This window comes from Polyangium jinanense (assembly GCF_028435365.1).
This window is the reverse complement of sequence record NZ_JAGTJJ010000043.1, coordinates 43,620-69,053: the sequence shown is the minus strand read 5'-3', so window position 1 is coordinate 69,053 and position 25,434 is coordinate 43,620. Positions and strand designations below refer to the sequence as shown.

The window sequence follows — 25,434 nt, the reverse complement described above, 5'->3', positions numbered from 1 at the left end:
CGACGACTCAATCAAACTCCGGGTAACTCGGCTGCGCCCCGAGCGATACGCCGAATCCAAGCTGCATGAAGACTCCGGGAAGGGCGGACCCCATGACGCTCAGCTCCGGCTGAAGCGCGACGAAGTTCGACACGCGAAACTGCGCACCGAGCCCTCCCTGCACCGTCAGTCCGGTCCGCGTATCGTCGCATTCCGGGTTGTAGCACCATTCATCGTATTTCTGGGAGTGCACGAACCCGCCGAGGCCCCCGTGCAGGTAGATCGACGTCGCCTTCGATACGTTGAACCCCAGCGAGAGCGGCACGGCGCCCCGGAAAAAGATCTCGGTGTCGTCGGCATGGTACCCTGGCAGGACGCCAAGCTCGACCCCTGGAGAAACCGCCATGTCCACCCATTTCGTGCGCAGAAAGTTCAGCTTGACGTCCGTGCTGATCACGGTCCCGCTGAGCGTCAGCCCGAAATCCACGCGCTCCCCGAGCCCCGCACGCAGCAGATAACGTGGACCCCCGACGGCAGGGAAGAGCCTGCCGTCTTCCTCGAACGCCCCGTACCCCTCGAGCGCAATCGTATGCGACGTCTTTCCTTTCGGCACCGTGCGCGGCGTCGCGTAATGATTCGCGTTGCAACCGAGGGTCGCGATCGTCGTGATGAAACCGAATACCCAGCAAGCCAAGCGTGTCTTCGACATGATGAAGCGCTGCCAGTTGCAGCACCCATGCCAAACACGGACAACCCTTGATTTGCAGGGAGTTCAACGACGCGCGCGGCCCCCTCCCGAGCATACAACATCCGGCGCGCAGATCCGGGGTGTGGCACCCCTTTCACGCTGTCGCGCGGCCGTCTCGCTTTTTCACCGTCCGCTTCGGCTTCGGCGCGCCCGCTCGCACGACGAGCTCCGGCGCCCACGCTCCGGGTTAGGACAGGTCGTCCGCCAGCATCCGGAAAACATGCTCTCAGGGAGCGGTCTTGTCGATCGTGATGTCGGTGCCCTCGGTGGTACCGCAGTAATCGCCGTAATTACCGCAGCTATCGACGTCGAACGTGGTGGTGCCGAAAGGCTCGCCGCTCGCGGGAGCCCCCTCGTCAGGCGATTTCGTGAGCCAGGCAAAAAGCCGCCAGTGCACATGCGTCGTGGTGCCGAGGCCTTCGCTGATCAGGTAGGCGTGCGGGAAGGTCAGGCCAGCGAGCTCCTCGTGCAGCGTGGGCAGCTCCTCGCCGCTGACGGCAGGAAACACGGGGGCTGCGGGATCGAAGGCTTTTTGCGCGTCATCCGGCACAGCACGTATTCGCAGCGTGGTGAAATCGGCCGCCGTCACTCCATTGCCGAGCAGGACGTTCCCGGAGGCGCCGGGGCCCTCGGGGTCGCCGAAGGGGACGCAGCCAGCGGCGCCCACCGCGGCGAGCAAGAGGGACAGAAAGCCGAGCGAACGTACGATGGGGCGTGAAAAACGCATGGGGACGAGGTTCATGGCAGGGACCTCCAGCAGGTGCATCTCTGCCAGAAATGTACCACATGTCGCAGACGACTGCGCGACCGTTCTCGAGTCTTACAGCCAGTAGGCAGACAGAGGCTCGCACGCTCGGGGCTGCTCTCCTGCGCATCGATGCAGGTTGACGCGGCCGTGCTATCCTGGCGGCCCAAAGGAGCCGGCAAAGCAATGACAAAACAGCTCGAAACCGACGAGGAGCTGGCAGCCGTCCGCGTCGGTGGGTCGATCGCGCCACACAACGCCACCATTCAGCTCGCTCCTTACGATCCCAGGTGGCCGGAGCAGTATGCGGCCGAGGAAGCGAAGATCCGCGCTGCGCTGGGCGACGCCGCGCTCGTGCTGGAGCACGTGGGATCCACGTCCATTCCGGGGCTCAGCGCGAAGCCGATCCTCGACATTCTGCTGGCGGTGTCGGATTCGGCAGACGAGGACGCCTACGTGCCTGCGCTCACGGCCCAGGGCTATCGCCTGCACATACGCGAGCCGGACTGGGAGCAGCACCGGTTGATGAAGGGCGATCATCCCCTGGTGAACTTGCACATCTTCACCGTGGGCTCGAAGGAGATCTCGCGGATGCTGGGGTTCCGGGATCGGTGCCGAAACTATCCGGAGGAGCGCCGGCTCTACGAGGAGACCAAGCGCGAGCTCGCCACCCGCACCTGGCGCCACGTGCAGCATTACGCCAATGCGAAGGGCGAGGTCGTGGAAGCCATCATCGCGCGGGCGCTGAAGGATGGCACCGAATGAAGCTGCATCGGCGCGTCATCCGCTCATAGGAAGAAGGGCGGGCACAGCCATACCTGTGTCCCGCAGATCGCCGTGCACATGCAGTACCCAATCTCGCACTTCAAGCCGACAGGATAATCGGTGCAGGATGTCCCGGAGCTGACCTGACCCAGGTCCGGGCATGGTCCAGAGTTCGTCGAGCAGCGCCACGTGCTCGTCGTGTCGTCGCACCAGCACGCCGCGGTGTCTGACCCGGATTCCTGGTTGCACTGGCAGGCGAGATTCGCCGAAGGGTCGCACGGGTCCCCGCACGTCGGGTGCACCTCCGGGCACTGGGGAAACGCTCGGGGCTGGCACTCGTAAACGCCGCTGTCATTGCACAGACAATCGCGCCAGCACGATATCGGGGCGAGGAACGGATTCACAGGGCATGCCGACCCGGGCTCGCACGGGAGCCCGGGCTCACAAGGTGACGGGCAATCGCCCGTCACGAGCTGACACCCCGGCGCCTTGCAGCAGTAGTTCTGGCCGGGAGATGGAGACGGACAGACCGCTTGGCAATCTGCGTGCGTCAGGCACCATGTCTCGCACGAGCCGCCACCGGAGCTGCTTGAGGACGAGCTGCTCGAAGACGAGCTCGCGCTGCTCGAGGACGAGCTGCTCGAGGAGGTCGACCCCGCCGTCGACCCGCCCGACCCGCCGTTTGGGGTTGGCGCCGCCCCCCCTTCGCCGGTGCCGCCCATGATGCCGCTGAAATCGCAGGCCGAAACCAGGAACCCGAGGGTGATTGCGGCAAAGCGGATGCGAGGGTTCATGGCGTTCCTCTGAGATGGAGCAACCATGCCAGATTCGCAGGAGGAACGCTACGAGCCGTCCGCCGCGTCGGCCGTCCTCCAACACCGGCACGTGGTGTGTTACTACTTGCCCGCAAGCTGAAACTGGACGATACCAAATAGCCCGATGCTGGAAGAGCTCGCTCAGCGACTCGCCCGCACACTGCCCGAACACAGCGTGTTCATGAGCGAAAATCGCAGATCACCGTTTTTCCCGTAATCGCAGTCTCCGACGTTCTGCAAATCGCGGACGAGCTCGTGGCAGCGGCGCGGGAGTTCCGAGCCATGGCCACTGAACTTTGCACTCGTCTCTCCCAGAAGCTCGGTATTGCGCGAGAGGCGCTTGTCCATAGCGGGCACGATTCAGGCCGACTCGATGCCGAATGGGACTACTACTTCCACGGCCTGGAATGCTGCTTCACGAGCCGTCGCACGGGCCAGGTCCTTGATGTGGAACTCTCGTTCGGAGATGAATTCGGCGTGCTCGATCCCTGGTTCTTCCATCGCTTCCTTGCCACAACCGATCGATACGCCGCACTCGCGGCCAAACTCGTCGACGGGTACCACGACACCAAACGGGCGCTCGATGTGCTCGTAGGTACGGGGCGCCTCAGCCGCGTAACGGGAGCTTTCGCCGAACATGCCAGGCATGGTGTCGTCGCAAAAGACAGCGAAGCCGTCTAACCTGCGCTGCCCGAGATGCCTCAACCGCCCGAAGACGCGGGGGCCGGTTGTGATGGCGGAGCCGGCGCCGGTTTCACGTCCGTGTTCTGGCCAGCGACAATCGACCACATGCCGCCCGATTGCTTCATGACGTAACGCATGCGGGTGCGCAGCACGCCCTGCTCGGTGGCCTGCACCCCCGGAGGCAGCGCCGCGTACCCCGTGACCACGTGGTCGGTGTCCACCACGGCCACGTTCGAATCAATGAGGCGCAGCTTCCTCACCGTCACCTCCGTATGGCTGTCCTTGAAGACGCTCTCGAAGAGGAGGGCGTGCCGCTTTTGGATCTCGTCACGGCCGCTGAAGATCGTCCCCACGATATTGATGAACTCGGCGTCCGGAGCGAAGGCCTTGCTCCACGCCGCCGCGTCGTGGCGGTTCCAGGCCTCGGTCTGCTCGGCGACGAGCTTGCGCAGGCTCGCCTCCTCGTTCTGGGACGCGCCCTGGGACGCGCCCTGGGCCTTCTCGGCCGGGTCGCATGCAGAAACACAGCACGACAGGAACAAGGCCATGATGGCCGAGCTTCGCGCGAACCTGTTCATGAAGAGCTCTCCTGGGATCCAATGACGAGGCTAAGGGCTTGGGTCGTTTGGAAAAGCGGTCAGTCACTCAATGCCGCGAGCGATTCGGGCAGCGTTTGACCGCCGTCGACGACGAGGGTCTGTCCGGTGATGAAGCCGGCCTCCTTCGAGGCCAGGAAGGCCGCAGCATGCCCGATGTCCTCGACGCTGCCCAGACGCTTGAGGGGGATCGCTGCAATCATGGAATCGACATAGTCCTGGCCGAGATCGGCGAGGCCCTCGGTCGCGATGTTCCCCGGCAGGATCGCGTTCACGGTGATCCCCTTCCGCGCCAATTCCAGCGCAGCGGTCCGCATGAAGCCGAGCTGCCCGGCCTTGCTGGCGGCGTAGTGCGACCAGCCGGGGAATCCGGTGATCGGCCCCGTGATCGAGGAGGTCAGGATGACGCGCCCAGCCCCGGAGCGCGCAAGCGCGGGGATGCAGGCACGGACCGACAGGAAGCAGCCCTCGAGGTTGACGCGCATGACCTCGCGCCACTCGGCGAGCGACATGGTTTCGAGCCGGGCGGCGGGAAAGATCCCTGCGTTTGCGCAGAGCACGTCGAGGCCCCCATGGCGCTCGACGGCGGCGTCGACCATGGCCTTGACCTGCTCCTCGTCGCTCACGTCGGCGGCGAAGGCCGAGGCGACGGCGCCCGCCTGCGCGAGCTCCGCGGCGACCTCGGCCGCCGCGCGGCCATCCCGCGCGACGAGCAGCACCTTGGCGCCGCCTTGAGCAAATACCCTCGCGATGCCACGGCCGATGCCCTTGCTCGCGCCGGTGACGATGACGGATCTTCCTTGAACGAGTCCTTGCATGGGATGTATCTCAATGGCGTCGGTCGGGAGGTGTCAAGCGTGGTTCGCCGGCGGACGCGTTTGATACAACGTGTCGCCGAGCAGCTCGAACCACGTCCCCGCCGCCAAGGGTTTTCCGCCGATCGTGGCGGCTCCGCGCAACGTTCCGCTCACGAGCGCTTGCGCCTCGCCTCGGAGGACGACGCGTGTCCCGGCCGCGAGCGGAACGCCGCCGACGTCGTGGTCGCGATCGAGCACGCCGCTGGCGCTGGCCGAGAAGACCGGATCGTATACGTAGACCTCGTGGTCCGCGCGGAGCGGGAGCCCGTCGATCACGAGCGGCTCCGCAGGCGTGAAGCGAAGCGGACGTCCGGTCACCGGATGAAGCGACAGCGGTGTACCCGCCGCGCACGCAATTCCATCGACGACGGCGCGGGCCGCGAGCGTCACGAACTGCACGCGCCCCTCGTCGGTGAGGTAGATCGACTCGCCGCCGCGCGCGGGAAGACCGGCGGCGAGGACGTCGTGCGCGGAGACGACTTCGGCGGGCCGGCGCGTGCGCGCATGCACGCTCTTCACGTCGACGAGCCCCTCGATGCCGGGGACGCGCACGTTGCGCGGAGGGTTTTTCGACGCCTCTTCGTCGAGCGTGGGCAGGTCGTACGGGTTGAAGCCGCGCGCGAGCCGCGCGCGAAGCTCGGCGTACGACGGCGCCGCTCGCCGCGCGTCGCCGTAGTCGCCGCTCAAGTGGAGGTGAATGATCGATCCGGCGCCTCCGCCGAGGCGATCTTCGACATCGCAGTACCAGACGCCACCACCGCCATCCATCCCGAAGGAGACGAGGCCGGGAATCACCTCGCTCTCTTCCAAGGCGGGGGCGAGCTCGATCCGGCTGTTTGGGCCGGAGATGGTCCATGTTCGCGTCTCGCGTGCTTGCGCGAAATCGTCGAGGAGCATCGGCGGAAGGCGTGTATCCATGGCGGCCGTGCGAGTTTGGTCCGGGCAGCGTCGACGCGCAACGGGGTATGTCCCAGCGAATCTACGGCGCAGCTCCACCCTCCAACGCGTCGGGAACGCCGCCATCCTTTGGCGATCGTCCGAGCGAACGGAACATTTCCAGCGCCTTGTCGCGATCGAAGCCCCCCAGATGCACATCGCCGTCGGACGCGCAGTACATCGTGTAGGACACCTCGGGGTTCTGCGGATTGCGCTCGAACATCAGAACGTCATTGGACCCCTCCTGGACGAGCACGTGGTGCGTCTCGCGGATGGGACCAAAGACACGCGCGCGCTCGTACACATCGCCGGAGCTCCGCGCGAAGGACTCGCACAATGGGCGTATGCTCCTGAGAGCAGGGAAGGGCTCGATGTCATGGTTCGAATATGTGAGCTTTCCGCCAGAAAACAACCATCCGATATGATGCACGGCTCCGATGGACGCCATGCTGCACAGGAGCATTGCAACGAACAGCCCGAAGAACGAGGCCGTCGAGCGTAGCCGCCACGGCCGCGCCGAGGGTTCGTCCGACCGCACGTGGCGATCGATACGCGAGAGCACGGCATGCAGCCCTGCGAAAAGCGCCCCCGCGACGAGGAGCGCGGCGACGACGGCCTCCACGTTGACGCGGACCTGTGGGAGCACGCGCACGAGGAAGTAAAGCCAGCCCGTGACCACGAACCACGGGGCTTCGAGCACGATGGTCAACCCGCTGAAGATCAGGAACAAGAGGAGGAAGAGCAGTACCAGGATCAGGCATCCGCCGGCCGCACGGTTCCCCTTCACGGTGCCCCCTTGCTCGTCTGCGCGGCGTCGATGCGGCGCCTGATTTCGTCGATGTCGAGCGTCGTGATCTCACCGCTGCTCAGAAGCACCATGCGCTTGCTGGAGTAGATGCCCGGCTCGTACGCGACGGGAACGGCATCACGTTCTGGGTGCAGGCCCGGCACGTACACGTAATGCATCCCGGAAGGGTCCACGATGCGCCACGTGCCCTCGGGGATCTCTTCCACGAAATCGTGTGGCGGGAAGCTGCCTCCGTGCCCATTGGCGTACCCCCAGAGCGCTGTGCGCAGTCTCTCGAGTTGCTGCTTGCGGGCGTGCGCGAGCGCCTCTTCGGCAGGTGCCGCGCGGGCGGAGCCGAGCTTGTACGTTGCCCCGTCCTTCTCCCACGCTCCGGGGGTCATGAGCTCGCGACCGCCCGCGATCATGCTGAGGACGAGGTGCATGCCGAGCGCCCACAGGCCAACGACGCCGAGGGAAGCCTTGTACGAAAGGCGGGGGAGCCGCGGGATGTCCCGCTGCACGGCGTTCCACAGCCACTGGACCAATACCGTGAGCAATAAAATGAGAAGCACGAAAAACGAGATGGCCTCGATCCGCATCCGCGCGATGTCCGAGAGCCGCACGAACGGCATTCCGGCGTGCGCCGCCGAGGGGGCGACGAGCGTCGTGATGAAGACGAGGATGCCGAGCTTTCGCATGGACGCGTCCTTTGCATTCAGCCCCGTAGCGACGTCGGTAGGCCCCACAAGCAGATTCCATACCAGAGTTCGGGCAAAGCAACAAGCGGCCGACGAGCGTCGCCTGGTTCGAGCACGGATGACGGTCTGTCGCGCCGCGTGACATGCGCAAGGACAGGTTGTCAACGGTCCTGGCTTCGGGATCCTGGACGGACGGCGCGGAATCCGTTATCCTCTCATCGCTTGCCACGAAGGCATGGTCAGGACGCACGCATGGAGACAAGCAAGTCCGCAGACGAGTGAGCCGCAGCAACCCCTGAAATCGTTGCTGCGGCCATCTGCTCTCGATCCCTCGACGAATGCCGTCCTGGAGGCAGATCGCCGCCGAATGTCCACCATTTGCGCGGGTGTATCGTCGTGCCTCGAACAAGACCCTCACGTTGGAATGTTTCGCTGTCCGCAGCGCTGCTGCTGATGGCCCCCTTCGATCTGCTGGCCTCGTTGGCCATGGATGTCTACCTGCCCGTGGTGCCGAGCATGCCAGGCATCCTCGGCACGTCACCGGCGATCGTTCAGCTCACATTGAGCCTCTACATGGTCGTCCTCGGCGCGGGACAACTCGTGTTCGGGCCCATTTCGGACAGGCTTGGTCGACGACCCGTCCTGCTCGGCGGTGCGGCCTTGTTTGCTGCCGCATCGTATCTGCTTGCGGTCACCGGATCCGCAGCATGGTTCGTCGTCTTTCGCGTTCTGCAGGCGCTCGGCGCGGCCGCGGCACTCGTCGCGACCTTCGCAACGGTACGCGACGTCTATGCGGAGCGTCCCGAGGGGGCGGTGATCTATAGCCTCTTCGGCTCGATGCTGGCGTTCGTCCCCGCGCTGGGGCCCGTGCTCGGCGCACTGCTCGCGGACCATTTCGGATGGCGCGCGATCTTCCTTGCGCTCGGCGTCGCCGCCACCGCGGCTCTCCTGAATGCAGCTCCCAGGTGGCACGAGACGCGGCCCGTGAACGCGTCGAAGCCACACGCGGCCTTCGGCCAGATCCTCGCGGACGCCTCGTTCTGGACCTACACGCTCGGCTTCAGCGCGGCGATGGGCGCGTTCTTCGTCTTCTTCTCGACGGCGTCACGCATCCTGATCGATCGGGTCGGCTTCTCGCAGCTCGTCTTCAGTCTCCTCTTTGCCACGGTCGCGCTCGTCATGATCGCGACGGCTCGGTTCGCGAAGCGATTCGTGGCGCGGTGGGGAAGGGCCGGAAGTCTCGTTCGCGGGATGGGGATGCTGCTCCTGGGGGCCGCATTGCTGGTCGTCGGGCAGGTGACGGCCGCTCCGTCGTTCTGGACATTCGTCCCGCCCATGTGGATCATCGCGATTGGCATCGTGTTCGCCAGCTCGGTGACGGCCAATGGCGCGCTCCAGAGCTTCGGCCACGTCGCCGGCACCGCGACCGCGCTCTATTACTGCATCGAGAGCCTCGTCGTGGGAATCGTCGGAACGACGCTGGTCGTGCTGCTGCCTGGGGATACGGCATGGCCGCTTGCGGCCTATTGCACGCTCATGGCCGTCGTCGTGTTAGGCTTCGTCAGGCGGGCTGAAAGGCGAGGCTCGACGGCGTGAACGAGGAGGCCGGAGGGGCGACAAACACGCCGCCTCTCCGGCTTCGGCCTTGTTCATGCATTGGATTCAGGCATACTCTCGTCGAATCGAACTGCGACGACCGGAGGCTCCGCATGAACCCCATGGAACTGCGACAGCGTTGCCACACGTTTTTCTCGGGAGAAAAACCGACCACGGCCGCCGAGGACTTCGCCGCCATGGCGCGCTGGTGCGAAGCGAACGAGATCGCCCATGACGCCTACGGCGAGGGCGCGTTGGTGCAGGACTTCGAACGGAAAATCGCCGATCTGCTCGGCTTCGAAAAGGCCGTGTTCTGTATCACCGGCACCATGGCACAATCCGTTGCCTTGCGGCTCGCCTGTGAAGCCGCCGGCAGCAAGGCGGTCGCACTGCATCCGACCGCGCATGTGCTGCTGCACGAGCGCGGCAACCATCAATTGCTCGACCATTTCAAGTCGCTACCCGTCGGTGATCCTTTCCGCACCTGGACCGTCTCCGACCTCGAGGCCTGGCCCGATCGGATCGGCGCGGCACTCTATGAATTGCCCATGCGCGAGATCGGCGGACAGTTGCCGGACTGGGCCGAGCTCGAAGCGCTCAAAGCGCATGGCCGGCAACAGAACATTCATCTGCACATGGACGGCGCAAGATTGTGGGAAGCCTCGGCCGGCTACAAGCGCTCGCTGAAGGAGATCGCGCAAGGCTTCGATTCGGTCTACGTCTCGTTCTACAAGGGCATCGGCGCGCATGCGGGCGCGATGCTGCTCGGCAGCACGGATTTCATCGCGAAGGCCGATACGTGGATGAAACGCATGGGCGGAAACGTCTATCGCCGCTCGCCCTATGTCGTGTCGGCGGCGATGCGCTTCGACGAGCGGCTGGCGAAGATGCCTGCCTACCTCGAACGCACCGAAAGACTGTACGACGTACTGCGCGATTTTCCGCAACTGCGAGTCAATCCGGCGCGGCCGCACGTCAACATGCTGCATGTGTATTTCCCGGTCGGCCGCGAGCGCCTGACGGAAATACGCAACGAGCTGGCGGCGGAACACGGCATCTGGCTGTGCGGCGGCGCGAAACATGCCGCGTTGCCGGAGCAGAGCTCGATCGAATGGTATGTCGGGGAAGCGTTGTCGACCCTGTCCGACGCGCAGGTCCGGGACATTCTCGCGCTCGTGATCAGCAAGATCGACAGCCGGGTTCGAGTCCCGTCCTCCGGCCGTCTCGGCCTGAACGGTTGATGCGTCGTAAGGGCGTCCTCGCCTCGCCTCCCGTTCCAGTGTATGGAGCGGAACGGGGCGCTGCCCCGATCCACGCGACGCGCGTGGTGGAAGGGAGAGGGACGATGCGTGTATTGCTGACGAGCGTGGGGACGCGCGGGGACGTGCAACCCGTCGTGGCCTTGGCCGCCGAGATGCGGCGTCGGGGGCACGACGTGAGGCTGTGCATTCCGCCGAACTTCATCGACTGGGCGGGCGGCTTGGGCTTCACGGCGACCCCGATCGGCATCGCGATGCGTGCGCCGAGCGGAGCCGCCGCGCAGGCCTCCCCACCGACGCCGGAGCAGCTCCGCGCGCTGCTCGAGCATCTCGCGAAAGACCAGTTCGACGCGACCCGGTCGGCCGCCGAGGGATGCGACGTGATCGTGGCCGGCGGAGCACACCAGTATGCCGCACGGTCCATCGCGGAACGGCTGGGCATCCCGTCCGTGGTCGCCTTATACGCGCCGGTGGCCCTGCCGTCGCCGGATTATGCGCCCGCCGGGGAGCCCGGGGGCGATCCGGAAGGAAACCTCCGGCGCTGGCAGGACGAATCGCGGAGCTGGAACGAGCGTCTTCTCGAGCGGCTCAACGACAATCGGGCGCGCCTCGGCCTGGATCCGCTGAACGATGTCCATAGCCACATCCTGGGCGAGAATCCGTGGCTCGCCGCGGACCCGGTCCTCGGGCCGCAGCCGGCGACGCCCGGCCGGAAGGTCACGCAGACAGGAGCCTGGATCCTTGCCGACCAGGCGCCGCTCGAACCCGCGCTGGACGCGTTCCTCGCCGCTGGCGAGCCGCCCGTCTACGTCGGCTTCGGCAGCATGCCTGTGGATCAGCAGACCGGCCGCATCGTCATCGAGGCCGTGCGGGCTGCGGGGCGTCGCGTCGTCCTGTCGCAGGGGTGGGCCGAGCTCGGTCTGATCGACGGCGCCTCCGATTGCATCGCGATCGGCGACGTCAATCAGCAGGCGCTGTTCCCGAGGGTCGCCGCGGTGGTGCACCACGGCGGGGCGGGTACGACCACGACCGCGGCGCGCGCGGGCGTCCCGCAGGTGATCGTCCCGATGTTCTCCGATCAGCCCTATTGGGCCTCACGCGTCCGGGCGCTCGGGATCGGGACGTCCGTGGCTCGTGGAGCATTGAGCGCGGAGTCCCTCCGGCCTGCATTGAGGGACGCCCTCGATCCCGGGGTCGCTGCTCGCGCGGCCGCGATCGCCGGCACCGTGGCGGTCAACGGCACGGCCGTCGCCGCCGACCTCATCGAGCGGGTCTCCGCGTAAAACCTCGGGGGGAAAGGCACGATCGGACGAGCCTGCCCAGCTCACGGAGTCGGGGCCATCGCCGTCGTGACCTCTCCGCAGGTCCAGTCGGTTTCGAGCGGCACGCAGTTCACGAGTTTGGGAAACTCGGTGCAGTTGCCCGGCTGGCACGTATCAGGCGGGTCCGCCACATCGCACAACTCGTGCGCGCCGAGCTCCCAGGGCATATTCGGCAAATCGCAGAACCCGCCGTCTTGGCAGGCGCGGGTTCGGCCCTGGACGAGCGCCCTACCGTCCCCCAAGAGCAACGTGAGCTTGTCGCCCATCCAATTGCCGGGGCCCGGCCGATCGTGCACCTCGATCGCCCCGCTTTCACCTTGGAGCCAGACGTCACCCGGGCACGTCGGCGGTTCCGATCCGCCGCCGCTGCAGTCGGCAATGGAGAGGTGAATGCAATATGCAGGGCAGCTGAGCTGCACGCCGCAGGCGAAGAGATCCACGTGCGCGGGCGGGGTCGCCTGTGGTTCATCCTCGATTGCAGTGCCGCAAGCGATCGAGCCAAGTGCCAGGACCAAGGAGAGTCCACCAAGAAGGAAGGAACGGGGCGAGAATGAGGAGTGTCTCATAGCGGCCGGCGCCTCAGGCACGAGTTGTGCCAAAGAAAAAGACTCGGCTTTGATGGGGTGTGTGAGCCAAACTCGAGGTCATTTTGGCGCAAGATGGCGCAGAGTATATACAACGTAATCGCATTATGCTGCTGACAATGAACGGCCCTCTCGGACGGCCCCCACGGGGTATCCGCGCCTGACCAAAGACGAGCGCCACCGGTGGTGCCGGCGTAGACTCCCGACCATGACCGACGTCGAAGCGCGAACACTCGCGCGGAACTGCCTGCTCGCGGGGGCTCTCGGCGATGCCTGGGGCGGTCCCTATGAGGGTCGCGCCGGGCCACTTCAGCCGGTCTTTCCGGAAGAACCGCGACTTTCGGATGACACTTGGTTGACCCTTGCCACATGCGAAGCGATCGTGCTGAGCCGAGGGCGTGTGCAGCCCGAGCGAATCGCAGAGCGATTTCGTAGCTGGTTCGAGTCCGGCCGCATCACTGGCGCGGGGTCTGCGACCATCAAGGCGCTTCGTGACCTTGCGGCAGGCGCCCATTGGGCCCTTGCGGGAGCCCGCGGCGAATTCGCCTCGGGCTCGGGCGCTGCCATGCGGGCCGCTCCGTTGTCGTTCTTCTTGGACCCGCGTGTCGAGGCCGACCGTCGAACGATTCGAGACGTCTCACGAATCACCCATCACAGCGACGAAGCCTACGCCGGTGCACTCGCCGTGGTCGTCGCGCTTCGACTCTGCGCGCAGCACGCGGCCGTGCCAGGACACTTTCTCTCGCTGGTTTCTGACGAGCTTCCCGACACGGCGGTCCGCGACCGGTTGCTCGACTTATCCACCTGTCAGGATTCGCCGAGCGACGCCGCCGGGCGGTTTGGGTGCTCCGGGCATGTGGTCGAGGCCGTGCCAATGGCCCTGTTCGTCGCGGCCAAAACTCCGGATGAGTCTATGGAATCGGTCATCTCCACAGCGGTATCTTTGGGCGGCGACACCGATACGATCGCCGCCATCACGGCGCAGGTCGCTGCCATTTCTGGACGGCCGCTCCCGGACACTCTCGTCGCAAAACTTCCCGAGGCACCGCGATTCGGCCCGGTACTCGACAACTTCGTATCGCTCCTGAAATGACAGTTCGCCAGGGTGCCATCGCGTCAGCGCGCGCGGGCTCCGACCACCAGGATTTCCCTCGGTGCTAGGTTCCGACTGCGGGAGCGGGAGGCGGTGTGCCCTCGGGGCCGACCATTCCGAAGGGTGTCGAACGTGCCGTTCACGGCGACCGTCGCCTCACCCCCCGTCCGGTCCTCGTCACTCTCGCCGTCGGCGCCAAGCGCCGCGGACTCCGTCTCGGCGGGCGCCTCGACCTCGGCGATGCACCCCACGCCGACGACAGCGACAGAGGCGGAAAGACCGAGCAGCGCGAAGAGCTTCGACATCGCAGTCATCTTGATATCCCCGTTTCTTCCTTTGCCTGGCGGCGCCGCAAAGGATCGCAGGGTCCCGGGCTCATCCCGACGACCCCGGATCCCCTTCGGCCCGCTCGCCCCGATGTCGAGGGGTCGCGTCCGCGCGCGCTCACGCTGCGAGCGATCCCCTTCCCTCCACCTTCTGCCCCGAAATTCCGCTACGAGTCGGCGCGGTTTCTGCGAATGGCGAGGCGGGTGACGTACTCTTGGAGCTGCGTCGCCTGGTAAGCATCGTCAGCCCGGACAAACGCGAACGTGGGATGAGCCGTCGCGCCAAAACGAGTCTTCTCCCGACCCGTGCCCATCCCCAGGTGCAGGCGCTTGCACCCGAGCTGGCCCGCGCGACGCACCACCTGCCAGATCAGCTGGCGGTAGGGGCTGACCTCTTCGGTGTTGAATCCCTCGTAATCGACCCCGGAATAAAGCCACCTGTGATCTTCGCCCACGTGACGGCAAGCCCCCCAGGCCACGGGCGCGCTCTCCCCCTTGCGCCTCAAGACCAGCACCTCCCATGAGCCGCTCTTGATCTGCGCCCGCAAGAGCTCGACCGGCAGGGGGAAGATGTTGATGCGCAAATTCTTCTTCGCAATGTTCAGGTAGAGCGCGTGCATCCGCCGCAGATCGTCGTCCGAGACGTCGGTCTTGCTGTCCCAGATCTCGACGTCGAAAAGCCATGACCGTTCGTGGATGGCTCGTACGTGCTTGCGCCGGGAGGCTGTCGGCAGCGACGCAATGAAAGATTCTTCGCCGCGCCAATCGAGCTCTACCATGTAGGACTCCACGAGCGGCACGGGGACGAAGCCTTGCCCGGTGAGCGCTTGCGCGATCTCGGGGTCGTCGCTGACGTCGCGAATGACCAACGTGCTCGACCCCTGGGCTTTCATCTCGGCGACGCCTGCCTCGACGAGCTTGACGAGCCCCTTCCTTCTGTCCGCCCCTGGGCGGAGGAACATGTGCTCGCCCTCGGACGCGAGCGTGCCCATGACGACGGCGCGAGAGGTGAAGAGGTAGGGGGTCTTCGCCCGTTCTGCTTCGAGTGCGACGCTGACCTCGGCGCTCATGAACGTGTCGTCCTTCATCAGGCACGTCGTGAACGGCGCTGCGGCGAGCGGCGCACCGGACGCGTCGCGCACCACAACGTAGCGGAAGGACCAGCGGTGCTCAGGTCGATCGTTCCCTTGGTGAAACACGCGTTCGACCGCGCGCATGGTGCGGGCGTCGATGTACGAGAGGCCTCCGACGAGCGAGTCCCAGAGCTCGGGAGTAATCTGGTCGATGGAGTCGAACGTCTCGACCGAGCCCGTATCATGCGCGGCGGTCTTTCGCTCCGGGACACGGTACATGCCCGACATCACGTTCTTCGCGAACCGCATGAAAGGCGGGAGCACGCCCTGGAATTGCTCGTCGACCTCGGCCCGCGTGACGCCCACGCTCTCGAGGACCGGCTCGAGGTGGCCAGCAATCGCAGAAAAGAGCGCGTCGACCTCGCGCTCTTCGTGGTTTGCATTGATGGCGACGCGCAATCCGCCGCGGCTCGACGGCACGGCAGGGAAGCCCGAGACGTTGACGTGGAAGCCGTCGTCGCGCAGCCTCTCGGCCATCTGATAGACGGCCTCGACGCGGCCGAGCGCGACGAAAAAAATGGGTGCTTCGTTGCGGATGACGAGCGGAATGCCCAGCCGGTCGCACAGGGTGTTGGCCTGTTCGATCCGGCTGCACAAAACCGCCTGGCGTTGGCCGAGCTCGGGGCTCAGGTGGATACGCGCCGAGGCCACGCTCGCCCCCAGATCGCCAGGGCGAAGCGGCCCCGAGAATGAGAAGGGCCCGCCCACGAGCCTCGCCATCTCCAGAAGTTGTGGGTCCTTGACGACGACGACCCCGCCCCCGGTCGCAAATGCCTTGGCCAGCGACGTCACCACCACCATCCGCTCGTCGAGCGGGAAACGGGACAGGAAGTGGCCACGACCGTTTTCACCCGCCCAGCTCATGCCATGCGCGTCGTCGACGTAAAGGCGGACGTTCGGCGCCACGTCGAGGACTGCCTGCAAAAAGCTCTCGGGCAGGTAGTCGCCGTACATGGAGTAGACGCCGTCGCAGGCGAACCAGACGCTCTGGTGCTTCACGGAGAGCTTTCGCAGCACGTCGAGGGCCCTGTCGAGCTCGCCGTGTTTGACGATGACCTTCGTCGCGTTGCTTCGCGCGCATTGCAGCGTGATCGCGTCGTCGACGGACTTGTGCACCTGGTGGTCGAACACGACCGCGTCCTTCTCGGTCAGCAGCGCGGGCAACACCACGTGGTGGGCGATGCTCGTGCTGGGCAAGACCAGCACCCGGGGGACGCCGAAGATCTGCGGAAAGAGCTCCTCTTCCAGCTCGTGATAAAGCGGACACGACAAGTACCCTCGGCTGTACGACGTCTGTGAGCCGAAGCGGCGGTAGGCCTCGACCCCGCCCTCGATGAGCCTCGGATCGAACTCGAGGCCCAGGTACGAGCAGCTGCCAAACGACAGCAGTCGTTGGCCGTTTACCTGGATATGACGGTCCGAGAGCCGTTCGTCCTCGGACGCCAGGAAGTAGTGCCCGCGCTGCCTGCCGTGGTTGTGAACCTGAAATACTGCGTCGCGGAAGCTAGATGCGTCCATTCTCGTGCACCTCTGGCGGTGGAGCCTCGGCGGTGTGGCATTGGTGCCCGAGGCCACCATCGAAGAATGGTATCGTGCACGGCATCGTGCAGATCATCAAGAAAAACTGAAGTTCGACCGTGCCGAGTGATCTACGTCGCGGATGCACCATTCCGCGCAATGCACGAGCCCCGCGTTACCCGCCGCGGCGCTGGCGGGCCCGCAGTTCTTGGAGCGTTTCGCGTTCCTCCGTGCGCTCGGCGATGGTGGCGCGCTTGTCGTGGACCTTCTTCCCGCGACCGACGCCGAGGGTCACCTTCACGTGGCCATTACGGAAATGCAGGTCGAGCGGCACGAGCGTGTAGCCCTCGCGCATGATGGCGCGCTCGATCTGCTGAATCTCGCGCGCGTGGAGGAGCAGCTTGCGTGCGCTGCGCTCGTCGTGCGGAAACGCGCGCGCGTGGAAGAAGGATGCGATGTGCATGTTCCGCAGCCATACCTCGCCACGCTCGACGACCGCGAACGCATCGGCGAGGTGCACGCGCCCCTCACGCAGCGATTTCACCTCGCTCCCGCGCAGCACGATCCCCGCCTCGTACCGGTCCGATAGCTCGTAGTGGAACGTCGCCGCGCGGTTTCGCGCGATGACGTGCTCGTCGCTCTGCTTCCGTCCTGTCATGCAGCGTCTTTCGGCGAGGCGGATGATGGCATCGTCGAGGGTTCTTGGGTACATTCCGCCGCGTAAAGATGGCGTGTCTGGGCGGAGCCAGCACCCTCTGGTCACGAGGACTCGATGGGATTCTTGCACATCATCGCGCCGGCTTCCGTCGGCGAGGCGGCGCTCCGCGAGGCGGGGGCGGCGTTCGAGGGATACCACTCCAAGCTCGTCGATGCCGGGAGCGGTGAGCCTTGCCTGCTCGCGTCGCTGAAGCCGGAGCGCGACTGGACGCGGTACGGGGGGTGGCCGCTGCACTGGGCGTCCCTGGAGGGGCGGCTGGATACGCACCGGTTTTTCCCGCTGTTCGAGGCGCTTTCGCGCGCTGCGGGTGCGCGGCCCGTGGCTGTGGTCGAGCTGGATGGCGTCATCGACATGGCGACCTTGGCCGTGTTTCGAGAGGGGGTGCTCGCGACCTTCCACTCGGTGTCCGACACGCCCGCGTGGTTCTCTCCAGCGCCGCCTGCCGTGGGGCCCCGCATCAAAGAGGTGGCGGATCCGCAGATCGTCGCCGCCTCGATTCCGGAGGCCTCGCTGCAGAGGAGTCCCTCGCGGCGTGTTCCCGGATGGAAAGAGTTCATCGACAGCGCGACGCGCGCGGCTGCTGCGTGGACGAGGCCGGGGATGAAGCCAGGGGCCTGCCCGGGGCTGTTCTCGCTCGTCAGCGAGTACCTCGTGTCCGAGGATGATTTTGCGGCGCCGTTCTCGAAGAAGGCCGGGGCGGCGAAGAAGAAGGCCACCGCCGCGAAGAAGGCCACCGCAGCGAAGAAGGCTACCGCCGCGAAGAAGGCCACCGCCGCGAAGAAGGCCACCGCAGCGAAGCGAAGCGCGCCTCGGCGAGGCCGGTAGGCGCCTCCGCGCCCGCCACGCCCGCGCGGCCCCTGAAGCCCAGACCTACAGCCCGCCTGCCCACGGCATCAACGACGCTCCCCGCGGAAGACCTGCGCGGAAGCCGCGGGGAAGGTATTCGCGCGCGCTCCGACGCGTGATCTACTTCACCGACATCCTTCCTGCGCTTGACATGCCAGGAACGCTCTTGTACTGAAAATGATAATGAGTATCGATTTCATTTACGCAGAAAGGCCGCTTCGATGAAGAACGTAGGCACACCCACTTTCTTGCGGCTTTCCTCCGGTCTGTTCGCTGTGGCCCTGGTCACGGGCTGTTCTGACGCGACGACAACGCAGAACGGCGACGACAACGGGCCGCTGTACGCCATCACCACGCAGCTGCTCGTCGCCGATCCGGTGGACAGCTACGTCATCGTGACGGACCAGGCGGAGCAGACGGCGTCGCTCTCTCTCGACAACGCCGTCCGGGTGTCCGGCCGTGCGCTGGGCGTGGGCATTCCCAAGTCCGGCACGGTCTACGCCGTGAGCGACGAGAGCGCGACGGTGACCCGCTACAAGCTCAACGGCTCGCGGGCGCTGGAGCCGGCGGGCACCGTGAGCTTCGACAGTCTGGGAGTGACGTCGCTCGGGGAGTACCAGGCCAACTTCCAGTTCGTCTCCGAAACCAAGGCCTACTTCTTCGATGGGGCCACCGCCCAAATCGTCATCTGGAACCCCGAGGAGATGACGGTCACAGGCCAGATCCCGCTCGATGAGCTGGTCACGCCGGATACGGTCATGGCCTTCTCGGGCGCGGCCATCCGGCTCGACGATCAGATCCTCATGCCCGTGGGTTGGCGTCCCGTCTCAGGCGTGGGCATCACTCCCAAGGCGGGCGTGGTTTCCATCGACACGGCGACCGATGTGGCCACCATCGCGACGGACGAGCGGTGCGGTTACACGCATGACGCCGCCGTTGGTCCCAACGGCAAGGTGTACCTCGCGACGGAGGCGTATGGAGCTGCGGTGCGCCGGGTGGTGGGCGAGGACGCGCCCGCGCCGTGCCTGCTCAAGTTCGATCCCCACACACGGACCTTTGATCAAGGCTTCTACCGGACGCTCGAGGAGCTCGTGGGGGGTGGCACCGCGGGCACGCTCGTCCCAGGCCCGGAGGGGACAGCATACGTGCGCGTGCTCGATGAGACCGTCGCCCCGGTCCTGGAAGGCACGCATCCCCGCACCATTGCGAGCGGGACGGGCTGGCAATGGTGGGAGCTAAAGCTCGACACGATGACCGCGACGCGGAAGGACAGCTTCCCGGCGACCTCGGGCAGCGTCTTTCTCTTCGAGTCACAGAACCACACCCTCTACACCGAATTCGGCGCGGGCGCCGCGTCCACCACCCTGCGCGTGCTGGAGGACAACGGCAAGCCCACGGTGACCACGGAGGGACTCTCCTTCTCCTTCCTCCAGCTTCGCTAGCGCGGCTCTAGCAACACCGCGTCTCACCCCTCCTTGGAGATTCCATGCATTCTTTGCTCCGTGTCGCAGGTCTCTTCGCCGTTCTAGCGTTATGGTCGTCTCCTGCTCTCGCCACCAGCACGGGCATTGCTGGTCAGTCCGGCAAGGACAAGGCGACGTGCATCACGTGTCACAAGGGGGGAGCGGCTTGCACCGTGGAGTTCGAGGGCCCCACAGCCCTGGAGCCGGGAGCCACAGGCCAATACAGCTTCGTCATCCGGGGGGGTGCCGCAAAGACGGGAGGGCTGGACATCGCCGTGGACAACGCGGAGGCCAGCCTCGAGACCGGCAGCAGCGGGATGAAGAAGGTGGGGGCCGAATTGACGCATTCCGCCCCGCAGCCTTTCACCGCCGACGAGCTACGCTTCGACTTCTCGCTCGTCGCGCCAGAGGCCGATATCACCCTCACGCTCTTCGGGGCCGGCAATTCCTCGAACGCGGACCTCGTTCCTGAGGGGGACAAGGCCGCAGCCACCAAAATGACCGTGACGGTGGGCAAGGGTTCGCCCGTCGATGCTCCAGATGGTGAAGAGGACAGCGGTGGCGGATGCGGTTCCGCCGGGAGCACGCCCACGTTGAGCCTCATGATGATAGGCCTGGCGTCGCGCCGGCGCCGTCAGCGCTGAGGCACTCCTCGCGGATCGTTTCTCGCGATGAATGTCAGAGCTGCGCCTGGATCGCCGCGACCGCGCGGAGGGTGAGCGCGACGATCGTCAAGGTGGGATTCGCCGTGCCGGCCGTCGGGAAGGTGCCGCTGCCGAGCATGAACAGGTTGTCATGCTCGTGCGAGCGGCACTGGGCGTCGACGACGGACGTCGCAGGATCGGCGCCCATGCGATAGGTGCCCATCACATGCCCCGCGCCTTGTGGCTCCGGATCGTGCTCTCGAACCGTTGCGCCGAGGGCATCGAAGATCTGATCGTGAACCCCTATCGCCTTGCTCATGCCGTCCCGCGTGTAGGTATCGACGCGGTAGGAAATGCGCGGGCGCGGGATGCCGAGCGCGTCGAGCTGGTCCATCGCGGGGACGATGCGGTTCTCCGGATCCGGGAGCTGCTCCATGAGGCTCGACAAGCGTAGCTGGCGCGCGCTTTGCCGGGAAAGCTCCTTCGCGAGCGCTTGACCTCGCAGGCCGAGCTTCACGAGCTCGCCCACGGTACTCATCGGCCCGCCCGTCGGCCACGTCCAGCCGTCATTGCCGAATTCGACGCGGAACGCGGCCGTTGCATTGCGGAAGGCCCCGCCCCGCGTCCCGTCGATCCCCCCGGTCGAGAGCGGTCCGCGGCTCTGGGCGAGCGAGTCCTCCGCGAGCGCCCAGCTCAGTTGAATCGGGTGATCCATCAGGTTTCGGCCCACCTGATCGCTCAGGTTCGAAACGCCGTTCGGCAGCGCGCCGGTCTTCGACATGAGCAGGAGCTTGGGCGTCTCCATGGCGTGCGCGGCGAGGACGTACACCTTGCCAGACGCCTCGTGCTCGCTGCCGTCGGGCCGCTTGAAGCGAATACGGCTCACGCGGCCGTCAGCGCCGATGTCGATGAAATGCGCGATGGCCTCATCGACGATCTGAACGCCCGCGTCCTCGGCTTTCTTGACGTGCACCGAGGCGTCGTATCGCGCGACGACAGGGCAGACAGGGATACACGTCCGGGCGCCGCAACACGGGGGACGCTCGTCGTAGGTATCCGTGTTGCGCGCCTGCGCGGTCGTCGTGACGGTATACCCGAGCCCGCCGATGGCGTCCGCGATGCGTTTGTCCGAGTAGGTCAGCGGAATGGGCTTCATCGGATAAGGCGTCGTCCGAGGCGAGCCGAGGTCCCCTTCCCCCGCGACCCCGAGCTCGATCTCAGCCTCGGCATAATAGGGCTCGAGGTCGTCGTAGGTGATGGGCCAATCCACACCCACGCCGAAAAGCGTCTTCATCTGGAAATCGTCCGGCACGAGCCGGATCGTGGTCCCCAGCCAGTGCCAGGTGGTGCCGCCGACGAGACGCAAGTACGAGCTCTTGAAGAGATCTGGGCCCTCCTGGACGTAATAGCCCTCGAGGTCGATGACGGCCGGCCCCGGCGCCGCGGTGGAGCGCGGGAAGGGCGATTCGGGGACCTTGATGAGCGCGCTGCGGTAGGTATCGATTGCTTTCTGCCGATCGACGCGGGGCCCCGATTCGAGGATGAGGACTTTGGCCCCGCCCTTGGCGAGCCGATGGGCCAGGATGGTCCCTGAAATACCTGCGCCGACGATGACGACGTCCGCTGTCAGTTGATCTCCCATGACGTGGTCCTTTCCAATCGTGGCGTGAGGTCAGCCCGCGGGGGGTTCCGCCCAGAAGCCTGTGAGGCCGCCGCATTCGCTCGGGGGGTTCGTGTAGTCCAGCGCGCGCCATGTCAGCGCGTCGGTGTACGTGGCGACCTCGGGGCCCGAAGCGCCCTCGTAGACGCCCGTGTACCAGTTGAGGATGATGGTGTCGGCGACGGCGCGCAGGCGTGCATCGGTGAAGGTGCCTTTCGCCTCGAGGTCCGCGAGGGAGCCCGGGCTCGATTCGCCGCCATAACCCGCCTCGGCATAAAGCTCGTCGAGCGCCACCGATTGCTCCGGCGAGGCGCGCAGCGCATCCAGGTAGATCTGCCCATGCGCGCGCGGGAGGTTCTCGAAGCCGGTGAGCAACGCCGAGAGCGCGAGGAACCGAGCGAGGGGTCCGTCAACGACGGGCTCGTCCGAGCCACAGGCCGGCAAGAGAGACGCCGCGAAGAGCGCCGAGAGCCCTCCGAGAAAACCCCGTCGGTCCACGCGAAGAGAAATTCCTTGGTCTACAGGTACCTGGGAGGAAATTCGCATGAAGCGAGGCTACATGAAACATTGCGAGCCCCACAACATGAATCAGCAGCAAGGGTTCTCACTTCGTCCCCCAGAGGCTGAAGACGAGTCCGCCCGCTCCCCTTTTGTCGGAGAGCAGCGCAGCGATCACCTCGCCCACGTCGTCGGGCTGCGCGATGCGCGCCGAGCAGTGTTCGCGGCGAGGGGCTCAGTCGAGCACCTCAAACCCCATGTCCCTGAGCTCGTCGAGCTCGTCATCCGAAAAACTCGTATCCAGCTCGTCCAGACGCTTGATGAATCCGGAGGAATTGATGATGCATTTTACGGCTTTCTCAGCAACCGAGACGACATAGGTGATCGTATTGGTTCCCTCGAGCGTTGAGGGCGGAAGCGGAGCCTCGATCACCCAAGCGGGGCCGGTTACGCATTCAAATGAATCGTACAGCCTGGCAGGCGTTCCGGCATCGATCGTTGTTTTGTATCCCTGGCGATCCCGAAAGGCCGTTGCGATTATCAGTGCCTCTTGTTTCGTCATTGTCTTGCGATCCTGCGCTTTACTACACTACCATGACCACAACAAGAGAGTAGAGGTATCGACTTCATGACGAACATGCTCACGCTTTACGGCGCCCCCGGGTCCGGCGCGGTCGCGGTCGAGGCTGCGCTCATTTTGCTCGGTCTGCCGTACCGTCTGATCGAAGGCGCCACCTGGGTGGAACCGGAGGCGCGCGAGCGCGTCGCGCCAGTCAACGCGATGCGCCAGTTGCCCACGCTGGTGTTCCCGAACGGCGAGGTGATGACCGAAAGCGCGGCGATTTTGATCGACCTTTCGGACCGGCATCCGGGGTCGCGCCTCGCGCCGGCGGTCGACGATCCGTCGCGCCGACAGTTCCTGCGCTGGATGGTCTTCGTGTCGTCCGCCATTTACTCGCTGCACTGGATCAAGCCGGACGTCACGCGCATCGGCGCCGAGCCTGCGCAGCGCGACGCGGTGGTGCATGCGGTGCACGAGCGCATTGCGTTCTGCTGGCAGCACATGGATTCGCAACTGACACCCGACCGCTACCTGCTCGGCGACACGCTGACGGTGCTGGACTTGTACGTGAACGTCGTGTCGCGCTTTGGTCCCTGGCGGCCGCGGTTCGAGCAGGAGGCGCCGAAGATGACGCACGTGATGGCGCGGGTCGACAACGATCCGCGGCTGCAGCCGCTGTGGGAGCGCCGCTTCGCAGAGTGAAGCGCCGCCTCACTTGCGCGGAAACCGCGTCAGCCACTGGCGCGAATCATGTCGCACGCCTGGTCGATGGCTGCATTGAAACGCTGGCGCCAGGATTCCTCATCGATAGAACGGGGGCGCGCAGTACGCTCTGCCCGAATCTGGAGGAGGACGTCGCGGCCTACCCACGCCCCGAACCCAAGCACAGCGGAGGCGACACCCCAGCCCACGCTTTCGAGCAGTACGCCGACACCAACTGCGCCTGCCAGAATGCCGACAACGAGCCAATCCGCCCACCAAGGAGGTTCAGGCACCGGTTTGAAGGCTGTATCAAGGTACAAGCGGACTTCACGCGTGTGCGTCTGGAGGCACAATACAATCAACGTTTCGTCTGGTAGAAAGCCCTCCGCCGTCCAGTCGGTGCCATGCTCACTCCCATGGCGCCAATCGATGGCGCCGACAGTGCGCTCCAGCCCTGGGAGCAAGGAGCACGCGACATGTGCGACAAGGCGCTCCGCGACGGCGTCGGAAAGGTCCAGGTCGTGCGGGATGGATCGGCAGTCCCGAAACTCTGTCATTTTAAATAGCTTTCCCTGTCCTGTTGGCGATGGGCTGACGTCCTATTCGGCGTTGTACATAATTCTAGCGACATTCGTGTACAGCGGTGGACATGTCGGCGTCCACTGTGATCGTCGTCTACAAGAGAGCCCTTCGAGAGCTTTTTCCCGGCCCAACGCGAACCCCATCCATGACCATCGAACGTTCTGCGCCTGTGCTCCTCATGGATGCGGCCCCCTGCCCACCGCCGTAGCCCCCGCATCTCGTTCGGTCGTAGCCCGACGTTCACGTAGTTACAAAATTCCTGGTTGTGCCGTATAGGGGAGCATGCCCAAGATTCTGCCTTCGCTCGTCGCCGTCGACCACGAACACAATGGCGCTCGTGCCGCGCCGGACTCGAGCGTGCGCGATCCGGTCTGTGCGTTCTGCCGGCAAGGCCTCGGCCTCGTTCGGGTCGTCGAGAGCCCTTTCGCCGCTGAACACCTCCCGATGCTCGATCCCAAGTGCTGTTCCGCGAACGGGCTCACGATGTACGACGCCGGCTCGGTCGACAAGCAGCGCGACCGCCTCGCGGCGTTTCTCCAAAACGCCCAGCCCGGGACACTCTGGGATGCGTACACGGTACAGACGAAGTCGAAACCGAAGCAGGTTCGGGAGGAGCCCGAGCCCTTCGGCCCCCTTCACCACGCCAAGGCCGAAACCGAGGTGTTCGCGAAGGTGCTCGAGGCGAAGGAGCACTGGCTCGACGTCATCGCCGCGCATCTTCGAGGGGATGACGAGCGGCTCGCGGTCGCTGCCGTGAAGCACCTGTCGCTCCGTCGACCGTACCCGCCGGCGTGGACGTTCAACCCCGCGGTGGCCGTGCCGGAAGAAGCCATCGCGGCGTACGAGGCCTTCCGCGCGGGCAAGGCCGAACGCTACTACGGCGCCGACGCGGCCGGAGAAGCGGCGCGGTTCTCGCTCCTGCTCGAGGCGTGGGCCGACCGGCGTGCAAGCGTCGCCGACGAAGCCCTGACGCAATTCTGGGACGCGATCACGGGGAACATGGGCCTGAACGAGAGCCTTCGCGGCCTGCCGAGCGAGCTGTTGACGCAAGCCATCGAGCAAGTCGATCGTGAAGTCGCGTCGCTCGAGGCGGGCACCGCCGCAACGACGCAGCTCGATTGGCGCAAGTCCCTTCTGCCTCGACACAAATTGCTGGCCGACGGCTTCCGCGCGCTCCTGGCAACCAGGAAGGCCGCGGCAAAGAAGACCGCGGCAAAGAAGGCGCCGGCAAAGAAGGCCCCCGCGAAGAAGGCCCCCGCGAAGAAGGCGACGACGACATCCAAGACGCGCTGATCGCCTCGGGGAGGAGAAATCGTTT

26 protein-coding genes are annotated in these 25,434 nt (G+C 65.5%); 11 read left to right on the top strand and 15 right to left on the bottom strand.

The window, feature by feature from the left end; translation table 11 throughout:
- Window positions 1-7: 7 nt before the first annotated feature.
- Together KEG57_RS40280 and KEG57_RS40275 are read right to left on the bottom strand one after the other, a co-directional pair.
- Window positions 8-688: a hypothetical protein gene (locus KEG57_RS40280; RefSeq protein WP_272426222.1), complete on the bottom strand. Its 681-nt coding sequence runs from the start codon at window positions 686-688 to the stop codon at window positions 8-10.
- A 265-nt stretch (window positions 689-953) separates the two neighbouring features.
- Window positions 954-1,469, bottom strand: coding sequence for a hypothetical protein (locus KEG57_RS40275; protein WP_272426223.1), 516 nt, complete (start codon window positions 1,467-1,469; stop codon window positions 954-956).
- Window positions 1,470-1,604: 135 nt separating this feature from the next.
- Between KEG57_RS40275 and KEG57_RS40270 the strand changes: the two genes are divergently transcribed.
- Together KEG57_RS40270 and KEG57_RS40265 are read left to right on the top strand one after the other, a co-directional pair.
- Window positions 1,605-2,237: a GrpB family protein gene (locus tag KEG57_RS40270; protein ID WP_272426224.1), complete on the top strand. Its 633-nt coding sequence runs from the start codon at window positions 1,605-1,607 to the stop codon at window positions 2,235-2,237.
- A gap of 1,070 nt (window positions 2,238-3,307) precedes the next feature.
- Window positions 3,308-3,733, top strand: a complete 426-nt coding sequence (locus KEG57_RS40265; protein WP_372518230.1) for a DUF6896 domain-containing protein — start codon at window positions 3,308-3,310, stop codon at window positions 3,731-3,733.
- Between the two features lie 20 nt (window positions 3,734-3,753).
- On the opposite strand, the gene KEG57_RS40260 is transcribed toward KEG57_RS40265, so the two are convergent.
- From KEG57_RS40260 to KEG57_RS40240, 5 genes are all read right to left on the bottom strand, one after another.
- Window positions 3,754-4,314 carry an SgcJ/EcaC family oxidoreductase gene (locus KEG57_RS40260; RefSeq protein ID WP_272426228.1) on the bottom strand — a complete coding sequence of 187 codons (561 nt, stop codon included), beginning with the start codon at window positions 4,312-4,314 and terminating at the stop codon, window positions 3,754-3,756.
- Between the two features lie 59 nt (window positions 4,315-4,373).
- Window positions 4,374-5,150 (bottom strand): 3-oxoacyl-ACP reductase FabG, encoded by a 777-nt coding sequence (gene fabG / locus KEG57_RS40255; RefSeq protein ID WP_272426230.1) that lies wholly within the window; start codon window positions 5,148-5,150, stop codon window positions 4,374-4,376.
- A gap of 33 nt (window positions 5,151-5,183) precedes the next feature.
- Window positions 5,184-6,107 carry a hypothetical protein gene (locus tag KEG57_RS40250; RefSeq protein ID WP_272426231.1) on the bottom strand — a complete coding sequence of 308 codons (924 nt, stop codon included), beginning with the start codon at window positions 6,105-6,107 and terminating at the stop codon, window positions 5,184-5,186.
- 61 nt (window positions 6,108-6,168) lie between these two features.
- Window positions 6,169-6,912 (bottom strand): hypothetical protein, encoded by a 744-nt coding sequence (locus tag KEG57_RS40245; RefSeq protein ID WP_272426233.1) that lies wholly within the window; start codon window positions 6,910-6,912, stop codon window positions 6,169-6,171.
- On the bottom strand, window positions 6,909-7,610 hold the full coding sequence (locus KEG57_RS40240; protein ID WP_272426235.1) for a hypothetical protein: 702 nt from the start codon (window positions 7,608-7,610) through the stop codon (window positions 6,909-6,911). Before KEG57_RS40240 ends, KEG57_RS40245 begins: the two co-directional genes overlap by 4 nt.
- Before the next feature lie 396 nt (window positions 7,611-8,006).
- On the opposite strand from KEG57_RS40240, the gene cml reads away from it, so the two are divergent.
- The 3 genes from cml (at window position 8,007) to KEG57_RS40225 (ending at window position 11,748) form a co-directional block, all read left to right on the top strand.
- A complete protein-coding gene (gene cml, locus KEG57_RS40235; protein ID WP_272426236.1) occupies window positions 8,007-9,206 on the top strand; it encodes a CmlA/FloR family chloramphenicol efflux MFS transporter in 1,200 nt (399 codons plus the stop codon).
- 113 nt (window positions 9,207-9,319) lie between these two features.
- A complete protein-coding gene (locus KEG57_RS40230) occupies window positions 9,320-10,447 on the top strand; it encodes a threonine aldolase family protein (RefSeq protein ID WP_272426237.1) in 1,128 nt (375 codons plus the stop codon).
- 104 nt (window positions 10,448-10,551) lie between these two features.
- On the top strand, window positions 10,552-11,748 hold the full coding sequence (locus KEG57_RS40225) for a glycosyltransferase (RefSeq protein WP_272426238.1): 1,197 nt from the start codon (window positions 10,552-10,554) through the stop codon (window positions 11,746-11,748).
- Window positions 11,749-11,789: 41 nt separating this feature from the next.
- On the opposite strand, the gene KEG57_RS40220 is transcribed toward KEG57_RS40225, so the two are convergent.
- Complete coding sequence (locus tag KEG57_RS40220; protein ID WP_272426240.1) at window positions 11,790-12,302, bottom strand: hypothetical protein; 513 nt, start codon at window positions 12,300-12,302, stop codon at window positions 11,790-11,792.
- A gap of 277 nt (window positions 12,303-12,579) precedes the next feature.
- Here KEG57_RS40220 and KEG57_RS40215 point away from each other — a divergent pair, with 277 nt between their 5' ends.
- On the top strand, window positions 12,580-13,464 hold the full coding sequence (locus KEG57_RS40215; protein WP_272426241.1) for an ADP-ribosylglycohydrolase family protein: 885 nt from the start codon (window positions 12,580-12,582) through the stop codon (window positions 13,462-13,464).
- 23 nt (window positions 13,465-13,487) lie between these two features.
- Here the strand turns inward: KEG57_RS40215 and KEG57_RS40210 are convergent, their stop codons facing one another.
- The 3 genes from KEG57_RS40210 to smpB form a co-directional block, all read right to left on the bottom strand.
- On the bottom strand, window positions 13,488-13,769 hold the full coding sequence (locus tag KEG57_RS40210; protein WP_272426243.1) for a hypothetical protein: 282 nt from the start codon (window positions 13,767-13,769) through the stop codon (window positions 13,488-13,490).
- Window positions 13,770-13,957: 188 nt separating this feature from the next.
- A complete protein-coding gene (locus KEG57_RS40205) occupies window positions 13,958-16,441 on the bottom strand; it encodes a bifunctional aminotransferase class I/II-fold pyridoxal phosphate-dependent enzyme/GNAT family N-acetyltransferase (RefSeq protein WP_272426245.1) in 2,484 nt (827 codons plus the stop codon).
- 175 nt (window positions 16,442-16,616) lie between these two features.
- A complete protein-coding gene (gene smpB, locus KEG57_RS40200; protein ID WP_272426247.1) occupies window positions 16,617-17,099 on the bottom strand; it encodes an SsrA-binding protein SmpB in 483 nt (160 codons plus the stop codon).
- A 114-nt stretch (window positions 17,100-17,213) separates the two neighbouring features.
- On the opposite strand from smpB, the gene KEG57_RS40195 reads away from it, so the two are divergent.
- The 3 genes from KEG57_RS40195 (at window position 17,214) to KEG57_RS40185 (ending at window position 20,112) form a co-directional block, all read left to right on the top strand.
- Window positions 17,214-17,984 (top strand): hypothetical protein, encoded by a 771-nt coding sequence (locus KEG57_RS40195; RefSeq protein WP_272426248.1) that lies wholly within the window; start codon window positions 17,214-17,216, stop codon window positions 17,982-17,984.
- Window positions 17,985-18,226: 242 nt separating this feature from the next.
- The gene (locus KEG57_RS40190) at window positions 18,227-19,447 is read left to right on the top strand and encodes a DUF4374 domain-containing protein (protein WP_272426249.1); all 1,221 of its coding nucleotides are present in this window, start codon (window positions 18,227-18,229) and stop codon (window positions 19,445-19,447) included.
- A 44-nt stretch (window positions 19,448-19,491) separates the two neighbouring features.
- Window positions 19,492-20,112, top strand: coding sequence for an MXAN_6652 family MXYO-CTERM-anchored protein (locus tag KEG57_RS40185; RefSeq protein WP_308215663.1), 621 nt, complete (start codon window positions 19,492-19,494; stop codon window positions 20,110-20,112).
- Window positions 20,113-20,146: 34 nt separating this feature from the next.
- Here the strand turns inward: KEG57_RS40185 and KEG57_RS40180 are convergent, their stop codons facing one another.
- The 3 genes from KEG57_RS40180 to KEG57_RS40170 all read right to left on the bottom strand — a co-directional run bounded on the left by KEG57_RS40180 (window position 20,147) and on the right by KEG57_RS40170 (window position 22,832).
- On the bottom strand, window positions 20,147-21,754 hold the full coding sequence (locus KEG57_RS40180) for a GMC family oxidoreductase (protein WP_272426252.1): 1,608 nt from the start codon (window positions 21,752-21,754) through the stop codon (window positions 20,147-20,149).
- Window positions 21,755-21,784: 30 nt separating this feature from the next.
- Window positions 21,785-22,270 (bottom strand): sugar dehydrogenase complex small subunit, encoded by a 486-nt coding sequence (locus KEG57_RS40175; RefSeq protein WP_272426253.1) that lies wholly within the window; start codon window positions 22,268-22,270, stop codon window positions 21,785-21,787.
- Window positions 22,271-22,505: 235 nt separating this feature from the next.
- Window positions 22,506-22,832 carry a hypothetical protein gene (locus tag KEG57_RS40170; RefSeq protein WP_272426254.1) on the bottom strand — a complete coding sequence of 109 codons (327 nt, stop codon included), beginning with the start codon at window positions 22,830-22,832 and terminating at the stop codon, window positions 22,506-22,508.
- Between the two features lie 66 nt (window positions 22,833-22,898).
- Here KEG57_RS40170 and KEG57_RS40165 point away from each other — a divergent pair, with 66 nt between their 5' ends.
- Window positions 22,899-23,534 carry a glutathione S-transferase family protein gene (locus tag KEG57_RS40165; protein ID WP_272426255.1) on the top strand — a complete coding sequence of 212 codons (636 nt, stop codon included), beginning with the start codon at window positions 22,899-22,901 and terminating at the stop codon, window positions 23,532-23,534.
- 29 nt (window positions 23,535-23,563) lie between these two features.
- Here the strand turns inward: KEG57_RS40165 and KEG57_RS40160 are convergent, their stop codons facing one another.
- Window positions 23,564-24,091 (bottom strand): hypothetical protein, encoded by a 528-nt coding sequence (locus KEG57_RS40160; protein ID WP_272426256.1) that lies wholly within the window; start codon window positions 24,089-24,091, stop codon window positions 23,564-23,566.
- A 307-nt stretch (window positions 24,092-24,398) separates the two neighbouring features.
- On the opposite strand from KEG57_RS40160, the gene KEG57_RS40155 reads away from it, so the two are divergent.
- Complete coding sequence (locus tag KEG57_RS40155) at window positions 24,399-25,409, top strand: hypothetical protein (RefSeq protein ID WP_272426257.1); 1,011 nt, start codon at window positions 24,399-24,401, stop codon at window positions 25,407-25,409.
- Window positions 25,410-25,434 lie beyond the last annotated feature (25 nt).